Origin of the sequence: Methanoregula sp., from assembly GCF_049690535.1 — an archaeon.
In the GTDB taxonomy this organism is placed as follows: Archaea; Halobacteriota; Methanomicrobia; order Methanomicrobiales; family Methanospirillaceae; genus Methanoregula.
This window is the reverse complement of record NZ_JBAVMX010000024.1, coordinates 12,659-33,157: the sequence shown is the minus strand read 5'-3', so window position 1 is coordinate 33,157 and position 20,499 is coordinate 12,659. Positions and strand designations below refer to the sequence as shown.

At 50.8% G+C, this 20,499-nt stretch carries 17 protein-coding genes; 5 read left to right on the top strand and 12 right to left on the bottom strand.

What is annotated here, in order from left to right; genetic code table 11:
- Window positions 1–71: 71 nt before the first annotated feature.
- The 3 genes from WCE46_RS01745 to WCE46_RS01735 all read right to left on the bottom strand — a co-directional run bounded on the left by WCE46_RS01745 (window position 72) and on the right by WCE46_RS01735 (window position 2,614).
- Entirely contained in the window at window positions 72–491 is a 420-nt protein-coding gene (locus WCE46_RS01745) for a PaaI family thioesterase (RefSeq protein WP_424731976.1), read from the bottom strand.
- A gap of 36 nt (window positions 492–527) precedes the next feature.
- Entirely contained in the window at window positions 528–1,226 is a 699-nt protein-coding gene (locus WCE46_RS01740) for a glycosyltransferase (protein ID WP_424731975.1), read from the bottom strand.
- A 74-nt stretch (window positions 1,227–1,300) separates the two neighbouring features.
- The gene (locus tag WCE46_RS01735) at window positions 1,301–2,614 is read right to left on the bottom strand and encodes a protoporphyrinogen/coproporphyrinogen oxidase (protein WP_424731974.1); all 1,314 of its coding nucleotides are present in this window, start codon (window positions 2,612–2,614) and stop codon (window positions 1,301–1,303) included.
- A 166-nt stretch (window positions 2,615–2,780) separates the two neighbouring features.
- Between WCE46_RS01735 and WCE46_RS01730 the strand changes: the two genes are divergently transcribed.
- On the top strand, window positions 2,781–4,358 hold the full coding sequence (locus WCE46_RS01730; RefSeq protein WP_424731973.1) for an L-lactate permease: 1,578 nt from the start codon (window positions 2,781–2,783) through the stop codon (window positions 4,356–4,358).
- A gap of 761 nt (window positions 4,359–5,119) precedes the next feature.
- Here the strand turns inward: WCE46_RS01730 and WCE46_RS01725 are convergent.
- The 7 genes from WCE46_RS01725 to WCE46_RS01695 all read right to left on the bottom strand — a co-directional run bounded on the left by WCE46_RS01725 (window position 5,120) and on the right by WCE46_RS01695 (window position 14,336).
- Entirely contained in the window at window positions 5,120–8,224 is a 3,105-nt protein-coding gene (locus tag WCE46_RS01725) for a PAS domain S-box protein (protein ID WP_424731972.1), read from the bottom strand.
- Between the two features lie 324 nt (window positions 8,225–8,548).
- Window positions 8,549–10,942, bottom strand: coding sequence for a PAS domain S-box protein (locus WCE46_RS01720; protein ID WP_424731971.1), 2,394 nt, complete (start codon window positions 10,940–10,942; stop codon window positions 8,549–8,551).
- Window positions 10,939–11,379 (bottom strand): response regulator, encoded by a 441-nt coding sequence (locus WCE46_RS01715; RefSeq protein WP_424731970.1) that lies wholly within the window; start codon window positions 11,377–11,379, stop codon window positions 10,939–10,941. Before WCE46_RS01715 ends, WCE46_RS01720 begins: the two co-directional genes overlap by 4 nt.
- Window positions 11,380–11,506: 127 nt before the next feature.
- Window positions 11,507–12,046 carry a chemotaxis protein CheW gene (locus tag WCE46_RS01710; protein WP_424731969.1) on the bottom strand — a complete coding sequence of 180 codons (540 nt, stop codon included), beginning with the start codon at window positions 12,044–12,046 and terminating at the stop codon, window positions 11,507–11,509.
- Between the two features lie 15 nt (window positions 12,047–12,061).
- The gene (locus WCE46_RS01705) at window positions 12,062–13,540 is read right to left on the bottom strand and encodes a methyl-accepting chemotaxis protein (protein ID WP_424731968.1); all 1,479 of its coding nucleotides are present in this window, start codon (window positions 13,538–13,540) and stop codon (window positions 12,062–12,064) included.
- A gap of 5 nt (window positions 13,541–13,545) precedes the next feature.
- Complete coding sequence (locus WCE46_RS01700; RefSeq protein ID WP_424731967.1) at window positions 13,546–14,139, bottom strand: acetate uptake transporter; 594 nt, start codon at window positions 14,137–14,139, stop codon at window positions 13,546–13,548.
- Window positions 14,140–14,156: 17 nt separating this feature from the next.
- Window positions 14,157–14,336 carry a hypothetical protein gene (locus tag WCE46_RS01695; RefSeq protein ID WP_424731966.1) on the bottom strand — a complete coding sequence of 60 codons (180 nt, stop codon included), beginning with the start codon at window positions 14,334–14,336 and terminating at the stop codon, window positions 14,157–14,159.
- Between the two features lie 392 nt (window positions 14,337–14,728).
- Here WCE46_RS01695 and WCE46_RS01690 point away from each other — a divergent pair, with 392 nt between their 5' ends.
- Both WCE46_RS01690 and WCE46_RS01685 read left to right on the top strand, forming a co-directional pair.
- Complete coding sequence (locus WCE46_RS01690) at window positions 14,729–16,417, top strand: PAS domain S-box protein (RefSeq protein WP_424731965.1); 1,689 nt, start codon at window positions 14,729–14,731, stop codon at window positions 16,415–16,417.
- Window positions 16,418–17,107: 690 nt separating this feature from the next.
- Window positions 17,108–17,455, top strand: coding sequence for a hypothetical protein (locus WCE46_RS01685; RefSeq protein WP_424731964.1), 348 nt, complete (start codon window positions 17,108–17,110; stop codon window positions 17,453–17,455).
- A 199-nt stretch (window positions 17,456–17,654) separates the two neighbouring features.
- On the opposite strand, the gene WCE46_RS01680 is transcribed toward WCE46_RS01685, so the two are convergent.
- Window positions 17,655–18,005 carry a hypothetical protein gene (locus WCE46_RS01680; RefSeq protein WP_424731963.1) on the bottom strand — a complete coding sequence of 117 codons (351 nt, stop codon included), beginning with the start codon at window positions 18,003–18,005 and terminating at the stop codon, window positions 17,655–17,657.
- Window positions 18,002–18,265: a hypothetical protein gene (locus WCE46_RS01675; RefSeq protein ID WP_424731962.1), complete on the bottom strand. Its 264-nt coding sequence runs from the start codon at window positions 18,263–18,265 to the stop codon at window positions 18,002–18,004. Before WCE46_RS01675 ends, WCE46_RS01680 begins: the two co-directional genes overlap by 4 nt.
- 209 nt (window positions 18,266–18,474) lie before the next feature.
- On the opposite strand from WCE46_RS01675, the gene WCE46_RS01670 reads away from it, so the two are divergent.
- The gene (locus WCE46_RS01670) at window positions 18,475–19,884 is read left to right on the top strand and encodes a phosphoadenosine phosphosulfate reductase family protein (protein WP_424731961.1); all 1,410 of its coding nucleotides are present in this window, start codon (window positions 18,475–18,477) and stop codon (window positions 19,882–19,884) included.
- Complete coding sequence (gene hisH / locus WCE46_RS01665; RefSeq protein WP_424731960.1) at window positions 19,859–20,467, top strand: imidazole glycerol phosphate synthase subunit HisH; 609 nt, start codon at window positions 19,859–19,861, stop codon at window positions 20,465–20,467. Before WCE46_RS01670 ends, hisH begins: the two co-directional genes overlap by 26 nt.
- Window positions 20,468–20,499: the final 32 nt, after the last annotated feature.

Here is a 20,499-nt window from a genome sequence, read left to right as displayed (position 1 = left end):
ATGAGAAACTGCCGGGTGATAAAGTCGCAGGGTGTGTGGGGCGGTACGCTAAAAAAATCCCGGCGCGGCACTCAGGGGAGCCTGAACGCAACGCCGTCAAAAACCGCAACCGTGCGGTCACCCTCGTATACCATCACACGGAATGTGTCACAGGTTTCGTTTACCGCGATACGTTCCGCAACCGCAGAGAGCCGGCCTTTTGCGGGCAGGAGATACTGGATGGATACCGAGACCGCCGTATAGTGATTATTGCCACAGTTGGAAGCAATGCCAAATGCATGGTCGGCAAGCGAAAAGACGGCACCGCCATGCGCGATACCGTGGGGGTTGAGTTTTCCGGCACAATCCATTTCGACGCGTGCATAGCCGTCACGGGCCTCAACGATGTGCAGTCCCAGCAGCCGGGCAAATGCATTGTTTTCGAATGCAGCAACCTGTTCGCGCACAAAATCCGATGAAGTACCGGCCGGCGTTTTTCCTGCGCCGGTCATATGCGTTCCACGCATATTGTGCGGCCTGCCCGCTGATCATTTGTATTTTTTCTGGGAATACGCATACTTCTGGGTCTCCCCACCATGGGCGACAATGTAGAACCATTCATACAGCGATTTGAGTGTGCCGTACTGCTGGTACCGGCGCATGGAAAACCCGACCTTCAGTTTCCCGTCAAAACGGATCTTTCCCTCATCTTTCATGCGCATCGCTATCTCGATATCGTCCCCGGCATCGATGCACCGGTACATGCCGGCTTTGAGAAATGCATCCTTACGGAACGCGGTGTTGCAGCCGAGTGTGTAGTAAAAGGTACGGCTGTAGTACCCGATACGGGAAAAGGTATTTGCGAGAAAAAGTGAGAAATGGTTGCCGATACTGTCCTCGATAGGGTAGACCGGGCCATAGACCTGCACGACGGCCGGATCAGAAAAATCATTCCTGATCCGCTCGATCCAGTCCGGCGGGAGGATACAGTCGGCATCGGTTGATGCGATAATATCGCCTTTTGAGGCCATTACACCGTCGTTTCGCGCCCCGCCGACTTTCTTTGAGGTCTGGATAAAAACCTTATCGGCATACTTTCGGGCAATCTCGCAGGTACTGTCCGTTGACCCTCCGTCAACGACAATGATCTCGTACTCGCTTTTATTGACCGTCTGGTGCGAGAGCGATACGAGGCACTGGGCGATATTCTCCTCTTCATTGAATGACGGGACGATTACCGATATCATGCGGGTCAGAAAAACTCCTGTACATTTTTTAGGTTGTCGGATTATAAGCGTGATGCCGTGAATGGGAAACTGCTTCAGGCCGAATACGATTTTACAAAATCCAGCACGCTCCTGATGCAGCCGTCCATATTGAGGTACTCGAACTGGGAAAACCGGCCTACGAGCGGGATGCCAATCGATCCGCAGTAATCCCGGACAATGGCAATATTTTTCTGGTATTCTGTATCGTAGACGACGTACGCAAACGGCTGGCGCACGACGGACGCAGAGACGATCTGGTCAGGAGTTACCAGGTCCATTTCAGCAAGGGTGTCGGTGACCTCTGCGATAAGATCTTCATCAGTCATCTGCGCCACGTTGTCGCTGGGCTGGTGCGTGATCTCGGCAAGGATCGCGGAATGTCCCTCAGGTGCCACGTGCCGGCTGTACTGGGATGGAAACGAGATCCGGTTGGTCTTCCCGAGTGCCGGGTCGGGAATGTAGAGCCACGAATAATCCGGCACGCTCCCACGAAGGCCGATGTTGACACAGACAAGCGAGTTGTACGTGAGGGCCGCGCAGGCCTTCCTGACCTTCCCCGGCACATGGTCAAGTGCTGCAATCAGGTGCTGGATGGGAATGGTTGAGATGATACGGTCTGCCTCGATCGATTCCGTGCCGTTACTGATGATCCACTGTTTTCCCTTTTTCCTGATCGAACGGATCCGGAAATCCGTTTGGATGTACTGTTCAACCGGTCGAGCGATTGCCTTTACGAGCGCTTCGATCCCGCCGTCAAGCGGGTAAGAGAAGACGGACTGGTGGGTGTACCCTTCGGTCGGGATGCCAATCGCGGATTTGATCACGTCATCGACCGGTGGCCTCGGGATGCGCCCGTCTACCCAGTGCCGGGACATTTTCTCTGTCGGGTACTTCCAGATCTTCTCGTTGTACGGCACCATGTAGCACTCCGCGATCCCTTTCCCGAACGTGTAGTAGATCCAGTCGCGGAATGTCTCCGGTGCCGGAAGGTCGCCTTTTTCCACGGCAATAAGCGTTTTTACAAACTCGCTGATACAGAAGAACCGGTCCTCAGCAGGCAGCTCTGAAAGACCATTCTCAAAGGGGTATTTCACGTACCGGCCCTTGTAAAAGATCTTTGTATTCCGCGCATTCTCCTGTTCGTTTCCGGCAATCTGCTGCCGCATGAAGGTGAGTACTTCGGTATCCCGTGAAAAAATGATGTGCGAACCGCCGATATCGAACGTGAACCCGTTGGTGGTCCGCGACCGGCAGAGTCCACCGTATTCCGGCTCTGCTTCAAGGACCACAAGATCTGTATTTTTTTCGTGCAGGAGCCGGGCCAGCATCAGGCCGGACAACCCACCCCCGAGAATTGCCGTTTTCACTGCCCAACTGTTGGCGGGCAGAATTTATAGAACTCACCGTTCCTTTGCCTTGTGGCTCATCCCCCCCAGTCCGTACACCCTGTTCACAGATTTAACAGGATCAGATCGATAATGTTATGCTATAACATAGCAGACTTTATACTCATACCCCGGAGGGTAGATCAAAGTGGACCTGAGTATTCAGTTTATCCTGGCCATCCTGCCAATGCTCCTGATCTTTATCGGGCTTGTCCTTTTCCGGAAGTCCGGAACGCTGATGAGTGTCGTCGGATGGGTGTTGACCGTCATCATTGCGGTATTCTTTTTCCAGACAAGCGCTAGTGTTGCACTGGCGGCGTCCTGGGACGGCGTACTTTCGTCGTTTGGGATCTCGCTGATGGTGCTCTTTTCCATCCTGCAGGTCACTATGATGGACGTGACGGGTGCTATCAGCAGCATCACGGCGTACATCAAAACGGTGGCTGCGGAACGGTACGAACAGATTATGATCCTGAACGTCGGTTTTGGGACATTTCTGGTATCTATCGGCGCGACCCCGGTGACCATGCTCCCGCCCATTATGCTCGCGCTCGGGTTCTCTCCCATTGCAGCAGTTGCCCTGCCCTGTCTGGGATATGATCCACTCACCTCGTTCTCACTCCTTGCAGTCCCGATAACGCTTCCGGCATCCGTTTTCGGGCTTGACGTGAGGGCACTCGGCATCACGGTCGCGTGGTTCCTGCCGGTGATCTCGACCGGCATTGCGCTTGCCATGCTCTGGGTTGCCGATGGTATCGCCGGTGTGAAAAAAGGATTTGTCACAGCACTGGTCGCCGGCCTAACGCTGGGGCTTTGTGCGATCCTCTTCGTGCATATCCTCCCGCCAGCAGCGATCGGCCTTGTGGGCGTCTTCTCCGGTCTCGTTACCGTTGTAGTCATCCTCCTGATGCGGAAGATCCGGGGCCGGCCGCTCGATGTCGCCGAGCCTGCCGCAATTCAGGCCGCAAAAGAGGAACGGAAAGGTAAGATGCCACTCTGGAAGGCAGCGCTTCCCTGGGTGGTTCTGGTCCTGTTCTGTATTGTCATCAGCATCCCGGTTATCAAGTCCGGTCTGCCTTCGATACTCGGCAACATGCAGAAAATTCCGGTTATGGCCGACCAGATTGTCAACCTGAATCTCCTGAGCCAGGCGTATTTCTGGGTGCTCATCAGTACGCTTGTCACGGCACCTCTCCTGATCCGGTCAAAAGATGAGGTTGGAAAGATTACCAAACTCTGGCTGAAACGGGCATGGAGCCCGACCTTGGCCGCGATGGTCTTTTTTGCCATTGCGTATGTGATGGACTGGTCAGGAAAATCGGTGAGCAACGGTGCGCTCACCTTAGCTCCGGCGGCATTAAACATGAACATGGTTATCGGCCTCGTGCTGGCCCTTATCTTTGGCGTCGCGTTCCCTCTGTTCAGCCCCATGCTGGGACTGTTCGGGTCATTTGTCGCGGGAAGTGAGACGTCATCCAACGTCATGTTCTATGGTATTATCAAAAAATCGACCGATGTCCTCAACCTTAACTTCCTCCAGGTTTATTCCGCCCACCTGGTAGCAGGAGGCATTGCGTCTGGTGTTGCAGTCGCAAAGATTATCAATGCTGCTGCAGTTGTCGATAAGTTAGGGATAGAAGGGGAAGTCGTGCGAAAGCTTGCTCCGGTCGCGATTATACTGACGCTCATTACCGGTGTGATGCTGGTCATGATGCTTTACCTCTAATCTCCTTTTTTAGCGGATCCCAAAAGACCCATCAAACTCTGTTTTTTTGGACGCGTCTGTGAGGCGATGCCACATAGGTAATCCGGCGGGCACACCCGGTCCTTTACGCTAAAAAAGTAAAACCGGAAAGATAGCAAAACCTCCATGGGTTTTACGAAGGACATACGCAAACGAGGCATTTGTTGCATTGACGATCTCTCCCTGCAGGAGAATTTTCCGGGTTGTGGAAAATTTGAGGAAGTGTCATCAGAAACCTGAAGCGACATGTGAAGATAACTGAATGAGCCGATCAGAGAAGTCCCTGAATAAGGACAGGCCCCGATGCCTGTTATCTTACTCAGATATACCTAAAAAAGCCCGTAAAATCGCCCGATCGCCACCCTCAAAAATCCTGGCGTTTATACGCCCCCATTTACAAAAATAAGTCCAAATTGAGCCCCATATAATGCCCATTAGCAGGCCATATTCACGTTCTGGCAGCGATCATTTTCACGATCAACGAAAACCCGACCGGGCCTGAGAAATGGCCTCAAAACGCGTTTATGTGAACGTTTTATTTTGTCCGATTAACAAAATACGGCTGATTTGGGCTTATTTTTAAACGGAGCCCGATACGGGCTTCTTTTCGGGTCGATTGTGAGGAATCGGAGGCTGGATAGGGCCCGGATTATGGCAGGTATACTGTAGATGATAATGTCCGCATCCCGGTCATTTTGAAGGGTGATGGGGGTATAATTGATATGAGACATGCCTCGTCAGTCTCAAAGTTTCCCAGGGTTTTCCTTCACATCTGCAAACCGGTACCCCGCTTTCGGCACGATAATCTCAAAACGTGCGCCTTTTCCAGGTTCCCCGGTTTCCCGTATACTGATCCCGGTGATTGAGAGGATCTCCTTTGCAAGGAAAAGCCCAAGACCGGTGTTTTTCCCAAAGCCCCGTTCAAAGATATGCTCCTTCTCTTCAGGTAGGATGCCAACACCGTTGTCGGCAAACCCAACGATCAACTCGTCGTGCGACGGTCTGCATTCAATCGTGACGGTTGTCACACCCATCCCATACTTCACTGCATTGTCAAACAGATTGAAGAACACCTTCGCGATCATCGGATCTGCAAAGATCTCACAGGAATCGCAGCTGCAGATAAGGGAGATCGTCTGAGGCTTGACACTTCGGATCACATCGCAAACCCGGAACCAGGCTGGCGCTTGTACGCCAAGATCCTGATAGGTTCGGGTGAATTCGATCTGTGTGCGGATCGCCATTGTAGCGGATTCAATTTTCTTTAAAATCTCGACCAGAGAGGGCTCGGTGAATTTTTTTTCTGCAAATTTAAGATTCCCGAGAATAATTGAGATCTTATTGAGGATGTCGTGCCGGGTGATGCCGGTGAGGAGGTTGAGCTTACGGTTCACGAGGTGGAGGGCATCTTCCGCCCGCTTACGCTCGGAGATATCCCGGAAATACCACACCCTCCCGTAATAGATTCCATTTTCCCCTATTATCGGAGCCGAGAACCGGTCCAGTATCCGTCCATCCTTAAGAGTAATTTCTTCAAAACTTTTCTCGTCTTTATGATCATAGAGATATCGTACACGGGAAAGGAACGCTTCCGGATCAACAACCTGTTCTACGACATACTGGAGCACGGGTTCATCTGACCGGGACGCTATAAAATCCGGGGGGATCTCCCAAATTTCGATAAATTTCTGATTAAAATTAATGATTTTTCCCTGTTCATCCACGATAAGGATCCCATTAAGGGAGGTTTCCTGTTGTGTTGACAGGACGAGATTTTTAAAAATTATCTCTTCTTCTGCCCGCTTGCGTTCGGAGATGTCCTGGAGGACTCCCATGATCTTGATCACGTTGCCCTGTGAATCATTTTCGCGTCGGGCGACTGAATGGATCATCTTTGGCGGTGAGCCGTCTGCGGGATTAATTGCGTACTCCATGTTATACTCATTACCCATGGTGATCAGGTCAAGGAGTGCCTGATGGACCCGCTGCCGTTCCGGAATGCAGGCCTCGATATCTTCAATGGAGAAATCTCCGGCTACCGGAGGAAATCCGAAAATGCGAAGTCCTTCGGCTGATCCCCAGATTTTGTCAGTGGTTAAGTCAAATTCCCAGCAGCCGGTCAAACCTATATTCTGAGCCATGATCAGCCGCTCTTCACTTAACCGGGTGATATTTTCGATGCTTGCAAGTGCGTCAAATTGCACTTTTAATTCTTCGCTTTTTTTGAGTAGTTCATCTTCGGTCTGCTTGCGTTCGGTAATATCTCGGACAATGCCCAGTACACGGTCGGCACCAAGCCGGACCAGCCGGGCCTCGAACCAGGAGTTGCCTGCAGGTACGACAAGTTTGTATTCGATTTTTTGGGGGATTCCGGTTTCAATCGCTGTTGAAATCGCCAGATGGAGGGTCTTTGTAGTATCTGCATCAAAACCGGCATCAATAATATTTTTTCCGAGAATCCGATCCGGTGACACAGACAACAGATTATTGTCTGCTGCCTGAAAATCGAGATACGTGCCATCACGGTCAAGAACAAAAAGGATGTCTGGCAATGCGGCGATCATGGCAGCATTGCGCTGTTCGCTTTCCTGCAATGCAATCTCGGTAATTTTTTCTTCCGTAATATCCCGGCCTACTGCCTGGTATTCGGTAACAGTTCCGGAAGAATCGAAGATTGCCCGATCGCTCCACCACTGCCACCGGAGTGCGCCATCCGGCATGATAATCCGGTTTTCGATGATATCGATCGGGTGGTCCTGGTTTAAAGACGTAAAGAACTTTTTCACACGCTCCCGGTCTTCGACTGGGATCCTGGGCCGGAACTGGTGCCCTATAATATCATCGCGTTTCAGGCCGAAATACCGGCAGTAGGCTTCATTGACAAAGATATGAGTGCCATCAGGTAAGAACCGGGAGATGAATTCGGTCTGATCCTCGACAACGTTCCTGTATTTCTTTTCGCTCTCTTTAATCAGTTCCTGGCTTTTTGCCAGTTCATCGTAATTCTGCCGGAGTTCTTCTTCGGTCGCTGTCAGCTGCTCGTATGCTGCATGAAGATCCTCATTACGGCGGGCAATCTCATCTTCCGCTGTTTTACGCTCCGTGATATCGGAATACATTGTAAAGGCACCCAGAAACGTGCCGTTTGGATCCATGAGCGGGGTCGTAGATGCCCACATCCACCGGATTTTCCCGTCTTTTGTGACGAGGCGGCGTTCATTCCGGCCACTCTTTCCCTGAGTGCGCTCCTCTCTCCGGTAGTTGAGGTCTGGTATATCTTCTGCCACCATGAAAGAAGTTAAGTCCCGGCCTGTCATCTCTTCCGGAGTGTAACCGAGCATTTCCGCCATACGTCTGTTGACATAGGTCGTTTTAGGTATTTGGTTCTCGTCCGTCTGCCAGATACCTTCTTCTGCGGTCTCGACAATTCGGCGATACTTTTCCTCACTAACCTTCAGCTCATTCTCAGCCCGTTTCCGTTTCACGGCATGGACGATCTGGTGTGCAAGTTCGGCGAACTGTGACACCGGCTCCCCGCCTTTCTGGAGATAGGAATCGGCCCCTTCGTTTAAGGCCTGTATAACAATTTCTTCCCGGCCGCGACCGGTAAAAAGGATAAACGGGATGGTATTTCCTGAAGATCTTACTTTCTTTAAAAATTCGATGCCATCCATCCCTGGCATCTGGTAGTCAGAGATAATGGCATCGTAGATCTTTGTATCCATCAGGGTAAGCGCAGCTGATGCGGAAGTAATAGTATCGACGATAAACTGCCCATCCTCCTCAAGGAAGAGTTTGCTGATCTCAAGCAGACCCGGCTCATCATCAACATAGAGGACAGTATACATACGACATCCGTCAATGGCAATAGGTCTTGTCGTTCTATGATATTATAAACGCGTGCTCCCATTTTCAGACACCGGAGCCCTGGTTTTATCGGCAGCTTTTTGGGACTCCGTTAGAGGGTAGATTGTTGTGACAAATATCTCATACATGGGACGGCGGCATGTGCCAAAGCCCCACGTGATATCAGATTTTTTCTTTGAGATTTTGCCCGAAAAAATTTCCTTTTTTTCTGTATGCGCAAATCTTCGAATAATCCGCGTCACTGCAGGATGGATTTTTTATGAGATTATAACCCGGTTGCAAGACGTGAACGTATGTAAATTATATTATCCTTCGATGAGACGGTAAGCACCTTTCGAAACCGTCATCTCAAACCGGGCGCCTCTTCCCGGTTCCCCGGTCTCCCTGATGGTGATGCCGGTGATTGACAGGATCTCGCGGGCGAGGAAGAGCCCGAGGCCAGTGGTTTTGCCAAATCCCCGCTCGAAGATCTTCTCCTTTTCATCGTGAGGGATTCCGATTCCGTCATCTTCGCACACGATACTATATTCACCATTCCGGTTTTCAGAAAAGAACCGGATAGTTGTAATTTTCCCTCCATACCGTACAGCGTTATCCATGAGATTGTAGAAGACCTTGATAATCAGCGGGTCGGCATACACCTCGGTTCCTGCATGAAGATCATTTTTCATTACGATCTGTCCAAAAGGGATTTGCATTGCCGCGGTCTCAACGATCGTGCGGCAGTTTTGCCAGAACGGGACATTACCGCCTATTTCCTCGTATTCTTTCGTGAACTGGATCATTGACGATATGTGCTGTGCGGAGGTGTTGATCTTCTTAAAATTTTCATCAATTAAAATATCAGGGTGTTTTTTCTTGAGTAATGTAAGGTAACCCTTCATTATCGTGAGCTGGTTGTCAATGTCGTGCCGGGTGATTCCTGAAAGAATATTGAGATTTTTATTTGCCTGGCAGAGTGCGTCTTCCGCTCTCTTGCTGTCGGTGATATCCTCATACGTTCCAAGGATGCCGATAATAGTCCCGCTGGGATCCCGCAACGGGACTTTACTGGTCCGAAGCCAGATGCAGTTCCCATCCGCTGCATTCTGGGGCTCCTCGTACCCGACTTTCGGGATGCCGGTATCGATAACCACCCGGTCATCGGCACGGTACAACTCAGCCTGTTCCTTCCACCCCATGTCAAAATCGGTCTTCCCGATCAGGTCAGCTGGAGCAGAGAGCCCGGCGTCACGGCTGAACGTTTCGTTGCACCCTACATAGCGAAGGTCAAGATCCTTCCAGAATACCCGGACCGGGACCGTATTGAGCACCTGAGTAAGCATCTGTTGTGCTTCGGCGGTCCGCTCCTGCAGGGCGACCATCTCGTCATACTGTCCGCGGAGCTCTTCCTCCTGTGCGGAAATCTGCTCGTACGCGGCCCGGAGTTCATCCTCGACCCGTTTCCGTTCGGTGACGTCCCGCAGGGAGATGAGAGCTGTTTGCTTCCCTTCGTACCTTATGATCTTCCCAATGCTTTCCACACAGATTTTTTTTCCTTTTGCTGAAATTACGTAGTACTGTGCAAGATATGCATCGTGACCATCGGATATCTGAATAAAATCCCGGATAATATCCTCCCGGGACTCCGGCGCAATGAATTCCATCACATTACGCCCAATAAATCCGGCATCACCCCCGGCTTCGGTCAGGTTGAGCGCCGCATTGTTGGCAAACAGGATCTTTCCCTGTAAATCGAGGATAAGTATTGCTTCAAGGGCATACTCAACAAGAGATCTGAACTTCTCATCACTTTCCCGGATTAACCGTTCGCTCTGTGCCAGCTCATTATACTGGCTGCGCAGTTCTTCCTCGGCAGCGGTGAGCTGTTCGTGGGCTGCACGGAATTCTGTCTCTGCCTGCTTGCGTTCAGTAATGTCCCGGATGGACTCGATCGCGCCGGTAAGGTTCCCATCCTGATCAAAAAGGCGGCTGGCTTTTCCCCAGATATGGACATGTGTTCCATCCGGTTTTTCAAAAGTTGACTCAGCCGTCAGATTCGTGTTGTCGTGGAGGGTATAGAGATACCGGTCTTTCTCAAACCGATCATCAGGGGCCAGAATGAGGTCAATGAGCATCGGGCGACGTTCATGGTACAACAGGAAAGAATATTCATAATTGCCTTTCCCGAGGATCTCCGAGGGTTTGATCCCGGTCATCTTTTCCATGGCATGGTTCCATGCGATGACGATCCCTGTCTTGTCGATGGCGAAGGTTGCGTCAGGCAGGAAGTTAAGGATATCCGCTTCACGGCGCTCATGATCCCGGATACTAGATTCTGCCCTTCTCTGCTGGACGGCCTGGCGGATTTTGTGCGCGAGCTCGGTGAACTGCGAAACAGGCTCCCCACCTTTCTGGAGATAAAAATCTGCCCCCCCATTCAGGGCCTGAATGATAACTTCCTCACGGCCCCGGCCAGTGAAAAGGATAAACGGGATAGTCTTTCCTGAAGTCCTTATATTCTTTAAAAATTCGATACCGTCCATCCCCGGCATCTGGTAGTCAGAGATAATGGCATCATACCTCTTCGTTTTCAGCAGGGTAAGAGCGGCCGGGGCAGAAGTAATGATGTCAACACTGAACTGGCTGTTCCGTTCAAGATAGAGTTTGCCGATCTCAAGCAGGGCAGGCTCATCATCGACATAGAGAACCGAGATCATGATGAGGATCTCCCCCTTGACGGGGAGAGCGGATCCTTGTGCGGGTGTATCTCTCCCGGGTGAGATACCATAACTATTGACCGGATAGTCCTTTCGAGCTCGCCAAAGTTCGAGCCAGAGTCGAGCAGTTTCGGGACAAATGCAACCCCGCCGTACCTGGTGGCTTCCCGTTCAATGCCAACGTTTTGCTCCAGTGTGAAGAAAATAAACGGGGCAATAATTCCTTTCTGTCGTGTCTGCCGGAGGAGATCGATACCGGCCGATTCCGTGGAATTGTAATCTGTGATAAGGACATCAAAGGAGAGGTAGTCAAGTTTCCGCAACGCATCTTCGATTGAGTAAGATGTTTCAACCACAATATCTCCTTTTTTCTCCAGGATACGCCCGATGGTATCGAGTAATGGCAACCAGTCATCGACATAGAGTGCGGAAATCATGAACAAACCCCCTCCTTACGTGCCAGACTCGTTTGAGTGAAAAAAGGGAGGGTATGTGCCCTACCCGTTTTGATGATCATATCCCGGGATTTACCGGATAACTCCACAAAGCCGGAGGAGAATGAATTCAGACCGATGTATCAATATCCCCGAGCAGCTGCTTGATATCGATCCAGATGATCAGTTCATTCTTCTCCTTGTCCTTGACCTTCACTTTTCGCTTGATAATCCCGATGATTGCTGTATCCTCCTTGCTCACTGAGGCAGAGGTATAGTCCACCTGTTTTGCCTCAAATGTCGAAACCGAGGTCACATCGTCGACAAGGATCCCGATCTTGGTGCCGGTAATCTTGTCGTCGAGCACGATGATCCGGGAGGATTCGGCAGCGACCTGGCTGGTCTCCGTGATGTTAAGCCGGTGCTTGAGATCGATGATGGTTGTAATCTCGCCCCGGAGATCGATGATCCCCTTCACGTATGCCGGCACGTTGGGAAGTTTGGTGATCGTTGTGTATTCGACGACTTCCTTGACATCGAAGAGGTCGATGGCAAAGAGTTCTTTACCAAGCACAAACTCCACGATCTGGATGCTGTTTTGCCGCCTCCTGGCAATATCTTCCGTGGTCCGGGCCTGCGTTTCTTCTGGCTCGCTAACTTTTGCCGCCATGGTAACGCACCCCGTTTAATCCACCTTGAATTTTTTGTTTGCTTCCATTGCCTCGACAGCGATTTTATCTACGGTCTCCATCATCCGGGTGATCTCATCCAGAGCGGCTGAGGATTCTTCAGTCGCTGCTGCCGCATCACCGGCTTCCTTTGCAGTCTGTTCCACCAGATGCGAAACTTCGCTGACACTTGCCGTAATCTCTTCTGTTGTTGCCGCCTGCTCTTCGGTTGCTGCCGCAACCTCGGTTGCGCTTGCTGCTACCTTCTCAACAGCAGCCGCAATCTTGTTGAAGGACTGCACCGTCTCGGTTACCATCTTTGAACCCTGCTCGACAAGCCCTTTCGATTCGTTCATCGCGGCAGACGCGTCCTGGGTGCTCTTTTTCAAGGTCGCGATCATATCCTCGATCCGCTCGGCGGAGTTCCGGGACTCCTGGGCCAGCGATTTCACTTCTGTTGCAACGACAGCAAAACCCCGTCCCGCATCACCGGCACGTGCGGCTTCAATGGCGGCATTGAGTGCCAGCAGGTTGGTCTGGTTGGCCAGCTCGCGGATGAGCACAACGATCTTGGAGATCTCCCCCATCTGTTTCTCCACGTCCGACACGATATCATAGACTTTAGATGAGGATGCGGAGATCTCGCTCATGCTCTTCTCCGTCTTGCCCGCGAGCTCTGCACCGGATTTGGAAAGATCATTGGTCTGTTTGGAGAGGTTCGAGACCGACTCCATGCTTGAGGTGATTTCTTCTATCGCCGCACTCATGTCCTGCATGGCTTTTGCGATCTGTTCAACACCCTGTGATGCTTTTTCGGCATTGCTGCTTACTTTACCTGCATTCTGCGCGATCTGCTGGACTCCTTTGGAACCTTCTTCGACACTGCGGGTGGCATTGTCTGCAGTCGAGGTCAGGTTCTGCATCTTTTTGTTGACATCTTTGATGTTGTTTTCAAGGTTGACAACGATCCCACGGACTGCATCCCGGAGCTCGATGATCGTATCATAGGTCTCTTTGGTATCTTCATCTGGCTTGGTGACCTCATACCGGGCGGTTAAATCTCCTTCTGCCATCCGGGCGTAGATCTTACTTAGTTCCCCGACTTCGTTTTCCATAAATTTCCGGGCCTTAACCACCTTTGTGATTTCGTTGTACGTGACATAGATGTATTTTACATCCCTGTTTTCACTTAACAGCGGAATGTTTGTTCGGACAACAACGTGTGATCCTGAAGGGGTTTCAAGCGTACTCTGGCCCACAGTAGTCCGTCTGCCGTTAACCGCATCAACAAGTGATTCACCTGATTCATCGAGATACTTCATCATTCCCTGTGCCCGGAAATCTGAGTATCTGAGTGCCAGCAACCGGTCCTTACTATATCCGACCAGTTTGCAGAATGCATCATTTACCATGAGAAACTTGAGATTCGCGTCCACTACTGCATGTGCCAGCGGATTCTTTTCAAACATTTCTGTAAAGTCTTGTAATTCTACCATTTTTTTCACCCGAGTCTGATAACCTGTTCTTTATACACTTCATTCATTACCTGCCCAAGGCCGGTATACATCGCGGAGAGTCCGCAGATAATACCTACGACACCGGCGATCTGGAGTACGGTAACATTACCTGTCGCGTTCCCCGCAATTAAGAGCAGGAACAATAATGTCAGGGATCCAAAGATCACCTGAAACGCTTTTGGCAGCCTGAATGTGATGATGAACATCACAAATGAGAATAATCCCCACAAGGTGAGGAACGATACAAGCGCTTCCATCTGGAGCGGGCCGCTCCAGCCAAGCACCGGCATGAGGATCAGGCCCACAAGCGAGATCCAGAAAAAACCGTACGAGACAAACGCAGTTGTGCCGAACGTGTTGTTCTTCTTCCATTCCATGATACCTGCGATGATCTGTGCAATACCTCCGAAGAATATCCCCATCGCAAAGATTGCCGACCCCATCGCAAAGAACCCGGTGTTGTGCAGGTTCAGCAGCACCGTAGTCATGCCAAACGCCAGTAGTCCAAGCGGTGTCGGGTTGGCAGTTGTATCAGCAATCCTGGTAGTGTCCTTGATAGTGCTTGTTTCAGTATCCATCGTTTACCCCTCCGGTTTTATTGTGCAACAATGATCTCTTTATTGCTGAACCTGACCGGGTCCTGCTGCAGAACCCCGGCTGCCCGTGCTCCATTATCCATCCAGCGGGAAATCCCGGCTGTGAAAACCGGGACCATCAGATCATTATACTGCACCCAGAGCGCAGCAGTTTCCTGTTTTTTGAGACGGTGATTCATGATTCCTCGCAGCGTCCTTTTCTTACCTGTACCCCGGTTGGTGATCGACGGGGATTGTCGGGATAGATCTGTAATCCTCAAATTTTTGTGAGAGATCATAAAGAACAGCAAAATGCCTTTTTAGATCATCCTCAACAGACCGGTTGGTAGGTGCGTTTCCTGCCCGGTTTTCCAGAATTGTTGTTTTTGAATTCAAACCCCATCACCCGATGTTTTTGAATGTTGACTTCCCTGAGCCGGTCTGATACAGCTTTGGGCAGTGATCATTCTGTTCATCTACAAACTATTTAAATATTTAGTTTTATGATGATTATCAAAGATGTTTATTAGAGTTGAACAACAGTAATATATATTGTCAGTGATCACATTTCACATATAAGGTCGCTGGTATTTTGGAACGGGAAAATGAGCTGGAACGGATCAAAGATATATTGAGACTGAATCCAAAAGGCCTGACCATCGAGGAAGTTTCAAAAAAACTCTCGCTTAACCGGGCAACATCAGCAAAATACCTTAATTCCCTGGTGATGTCCGGTCAGGCAGACATGAGGGAACTGGGCCGGGCAAAACTTTTCTATCTTTCCCAGCGGCTTCCGTTGACCAACCTGCTGAGCCTTGCATCAGATCTTATTCTTATCCTCGATAAGGATCTCTTCATACAGGAGGCCAATGACTCGTTCCTCGATTATTTTAAGGTTTCAAAAGAGGATCTGAAGGGACGGCAATTAGAACATTCCTCACTTGCCCCCTATTTTACCAGGGAGCATTTTGACGCAGTTGACCGGGCACTCGATGGATCAGGCAGCGTGTTTGATATTCATATTCAAGGGGCAGATGAAGACCGGTATTTCCGGATGAAATTTACTCCCCTCGTGTTTGAAGAAGGCGGGCGTGCTGTTGGTATCATCTTTGAAGATATTACGGAAATGAAAAAGTACCAGGTTGTCCTTGAAAAACAGGTGAAAGACCGGACCGCAGAACTCGTCATGACCAACGATGCTCTTGAAAAACAGATCCTGGAGCAAATCCAGGTACAGAACGCATTGAAGGAAAGCGAGGAGAAGTTTCGGGGCATCTTTGACACAGTAAATGACGGAATCCACCTCCATGAAATTGGACCAGACGGGAAGCTCGGAAAATTTATCGATGTGAACGAAACAGCCTGCCGGATGCTGCAGTTTACCCGCGACGAACTGCTGATGCAGGGGGCTCTTGATCGTGTCTCCGGTGAACACAGCCGGCCTTTACCAGATATAGCAAAGGAGTTGTCCACAACCGGCCATACGGTCTTCGAGACCCGGCACCGGAAAAAAGACGGCACTCTCGTTCCGGTCGAGATCAATGTCCATATCGGCCATCTCCAGGGAAAACAGGTGGCAATCTCGGTGGTCAGAGACATTACAGAACGTAAGCAGGCGGAGGATGCAATAAAAAAGGCGAATAAACAAGTCAGCCTTTTAACCAGTATCACACGGCATGATATTCTTAATCAGCTCACCATGCTGGAAGGGTACATTACCCGCCTGAAAAAGTTACCGGGTGACGATAACTTTGCTGGCATGATTAAGAAAGAGGAAAATATTGTCAAAACGATCCATAGTCAGATTGTGTTCACCCGGATTTACCAGAATGTTGGCGTGCAACCACCCCAGTGGAAAAATGTAAAAACGAGCATCTCGTCAGTTCTCGTAACGGCAAATGTCGGGAACGTATCTGTTGTACTCAACACGGGAAATCTGGAGATTTATGCAGACCTCCTGATGGAGAAAGTCTTTTTCAACCTTATTGAAAATGCACTCCGCCACGGCAAACATGTCTCCCGGATCTGTGTATCATACCAGCAGGCAGAAAAAAACGTGGTTCTTGCCATTGAAGACGATGGCATTGGTATCCCCGAACAGGATAAAGAGCATATATTTACCAGGGGATACGGAAAAAATACCGGATATGGACTCTTCCTCACCCGGGAAATCCTTGCGATTACCGGTATTACCATACGGGAGACGGGAATAGCAGGAAAAGGTGCACGGTTCGAGATGATAGTGCCTGAGGGTGCGTACAGGTTTGCCGCTGTGCAATAATATCCCGTAAAGCACGTGATCGATACGTCGGGTCCGGCTTTATTATTTATCTCCGGCTGTGGGTATACCAGGATCACGGGATTTGGTTCTCACCCGGCAGGAGTGGGGTGTGCGGAACCTGATTCTGTGAATCAGGTAATCAGAGCACCAACAACGAGCGCAACTTTTTTTTGAAGAATTTTTTAAAAATCTAAAAAAAATAAAATAATGCCCAAAAGATTATTTCTTCTTAGGGGCTGCCTTCTTTACGGCGGGTTTTTTTGCTGGAGCCTTCTTTGCGGCTGGTTTCTTTGCTACAACCATCTTCTTCACACCTCCCACCGGAAAGGGTTATAATTTTCATTATTCTATGAATACATAAATATTTTGGTCAAAATGATAGTTTCCTGCATAGAATCGCTATAAATCTCAACTTTGTCCCGCGCAAAAACGGGGTATCCCAAATAGAACGGATTTTACGGGCGATCAGGAGCGAAATGCGCAATCCTCTCAATTATGACTTGTTTGGCTAAAAACGAGTTAATCGGGCATTATTTTTAGTACATCCTGTATACAGGCACTTGGCAAATTCATTATGCAGCAGGATTTTCTTTAGACTCCGGCTCATGCGCTTTCATCCGATCCCGGCTATTTTAAAACAAAAAATAAAAAAGGAATCTTTATGAGCATGTGTTGTGCTATCGTGTACAGATGAAGCGGCAATTTATCATTGGCGCAATCGGAGGATTTCTGGGTATTGCGACCGCAGGATACGTGATTTTTTCTTCAGGATCCTCTGAAATGACACTCTCCGGGGTCCAGGCTGCACTTTTCTCCAGCCTCGGCCTGATGGGTGCGGCGATAGCAAACAGTGAAACCCGGTTTGCCGGCTGGATGCTGCTCTCCTCCGCGGTCTGGATCACACTTTCAGTCCCGCTCGCCGGCACACTTAATTTGCTGTATTTGTACCTGCCGGCAATTCTTATCCTGGGGATTGCAGCTGTCCTCTGTTTCCTTGATCTTGAAACAGAGGAGCCCGTAACTGAAGAGGCCCTTTAAAGGAAAAATCGTACTGAAAGTTGACCGGGATTGCCCTACTTTTTCTCTATTGTGTTGTGGATTAAGTTCCTGCACCAGGAATTGCCAAAGCAAAACAGAATTTTTTCTTTACGGAGTTGGGAGAGCATACAGTTCTCACTTTTGTTCTTGTCCGGACTATTGGTTCCTGATTCCGGGATTGCGGCTGTTGTAAAAAAGATTATGACCGATCTTTCTGTTCACCGGTATGCGATGGGCCGACCGGTACGGTCTTACGGCAGATAGCGTCTGCAGCAATCCGGTTTAAGGCGACGACCATGACAAGCATAAGGGCGGCGGCAAGAACCAGCATCAGGTACTGCATCCCGCCATCTCTTGTCCAGGTAAAGATGCTATAGCAGATCGCGGACGAGGTAACAAGCGTCATGGCAAGAATACCGGCACGAAGACCGGTAAAAGCCCTGCTCCGGATATCCGGAAAGAGGAGCAGGCCAATTACGCTGATCCATCCAAACCCGATGGCCGCGAGAAGAAGGATATACAGGAGCACGTCAACGGCGAACTCGATCATGGTGTTTCCCTCTTTTGTACCTGGGAGATCCGTATGGTGGTCGCAAACACGATACATGCAAGCAGCCCTGTTAGTACAGGAATAATCAGGTCCCCGACTGAAACGGTGAGGGATAGCGCTCCCGCACAGGCAAGGGTGACAGCCATATTTGCTGCGATCAACCGGTCATGCAGGGTCGGACCGGAAATGACACGCAGTACTGCACAGAAGGCAAGAATAAAAAGGCAGACAGCCGCAAAAAGCCAGATGTCAAGGGTCACCTGCAATCACACTCCGAAAACCCCGGGATTACCGGGTTCCCTGCTGTCTCGTATCACAGTACTAAAATGGAGAACCGGTGCATATCAAACCTCGTGCAATTCCCTTATGCAGGGCGACTGTTTTCCATCTTGTACAATGAATGATCGTATAGCCGTGCGCAGGACACAGCGCCTACACTTTTATCGGACAAACGCGAACAGATGTGGGAATGCACCCGTCCTATCTCGGTAAGATCCTGCTGCGCTGGTGCGACCAGTGCCATACACCGGTCCTTTCAAAAACCTGCGCCTGCGGTGCACCAACCCGCGAAGTCCCGCTCACCCCCCCGGGAGATGCACGACCGGCTTTTCCAGCTGATATCGCGCTCATCAACAGTATCTTTGAAGAACACTTCGGGGCGCCGCTTGTTCCGGACGGGCATCTGGTCCTCTTAAACAAGGTGCCGGATAATGACCGGATGGAAGAGATCGTGATCGGCGGCGGGATTGCCGGTTCCATCCGCTATATTCCAAAAGAGCGACGCTGGGAACCGATACCCCGGCCGGAGGCATATGTCCTCTTCAAACCAACAAAACACGTCGTTGTGGTGGATGACAGCGCTGCACCGTTCATCCGTGATCAGGGAATGAGCGTCCTCAGGCCCGGCCTCGTATCCCTCGATGATGCAATTTGTACCGGTGACGAGGTTTTTGTTGTCACAGAAAGCGAAGAGTGTATTGCGGTGGGCCGGGCAAAAGCGGGGGCAGAAGAGGCGCGGGCGATGCAGAAAGGCCAGATCGTCCGCACCCGCAGGAACGTCCCCTCGCAGATCGTGCCGGGGAGGGCGACATGGCAGGATGCAATCCGGGCAAATGCCGATGTAATTGCGCGGGCTGAAGACGAATCGGTACGGTTTGTAAAAGATGTCGCTGCCGCGTACCCTCTCCAGCCGACGGTCTCCTACTCCGGGGGAAAGGACAGCCTTGTAACCCTGCTTGTGGTCAGAAAAGCACTCGGGAACGTTCCGCTGCTCTTTGCCGATACCGGCCTTGAGTTTCCCGACACATATGCAAACGTGGAGGCCGTGCAGCAGAAGTACAACGCAGAGGTTATCCGCACCAAAACCTCGGAAAAATTCTATGAGACGCTCGCCCGTGAGGGCCCGCCGGCGGTTAATGCCCGCTGGTGCTGCAGCGTCTGCAAACTTCTGCCGGTCGCCGCGACCATCCGTTCGACCTGGGGCGAATGCCTCTCCTTTATCGGGCAGCGCAGGTATGAATCCCTCTCCCGGGCAGAGAGTGACCGGGTCTGGAGAAACCCGACGGTAAAAGTCCAGGTATCTGCTGCGCCAATCCAGGACTGGACCGCACTTCATGTCTGGCTGTACCTGTTCCGGGAAGAGGCGCCCTACAACCGGCTCTATGAGCATCGGCTGGATCGGATCGGATGTTTCATGTGCCCGTCCAGTGATATGGCATTGATCCACATGATCGAGAGCGACTTTGCCGGGCTCTGGAACGGTTGGCATGAACGACTGAAAGCCTGGCAGCAGGCACAGAGACTGCCGGATGACTGGATTACAAGCGGGGCGTGGAGGTTAAAGGAGGGAGTCCATGAAAAAGAGCGTCACCATCATTGATTATGGCCTCGGGAACCTGCGGAGCGTCATGCGCGGGATCGAGGCCGCGGGAGCTCGTGCCACCATTACCGGGAATGTGGATGAGATCGCAGCGGCCGATGGCATCGTGCTCCCGGGAGTCGGCGCTTTCCACGAAGGAATGGACCAGCTGGGCCCCCTCAAAGAGACAGTTTGCGCTGCATCAAAAGAGGTGCCTCTTCTTGGGATCTGCCTTGGCATGCAGATGCTCATGGACTCAAGCGAAGAGCACGGGACGCACGAGGGGCTGGGACTTATCCCGGGCCGGGTGCGCAGGTTCCCGCATGTCCCGGGAGTAAAAGTACCCCATATGGGCTGGAATACGATACGGCTTAATAAAGAAAACAACCCGCTCTTTTCCGGGCTCTCCCCGGAAGAGTATGTCTATTTTGTCCATTCGTACTATGCAGATACGATACCGGAATATACGCTTACGACAACAGAATACATCGTCCCCTTTGCCTCGTCCGTTGTCCGGGACAACGTGTACGGCGTTCAGTTCCACCCTGAAAAGAGCGGAGCTGTCGGTCTGTGCCTGCTCAAAAATTTTATTGACCTTGTCTGACGTATCAAAAGAATGCAGACAATCCTGAATTT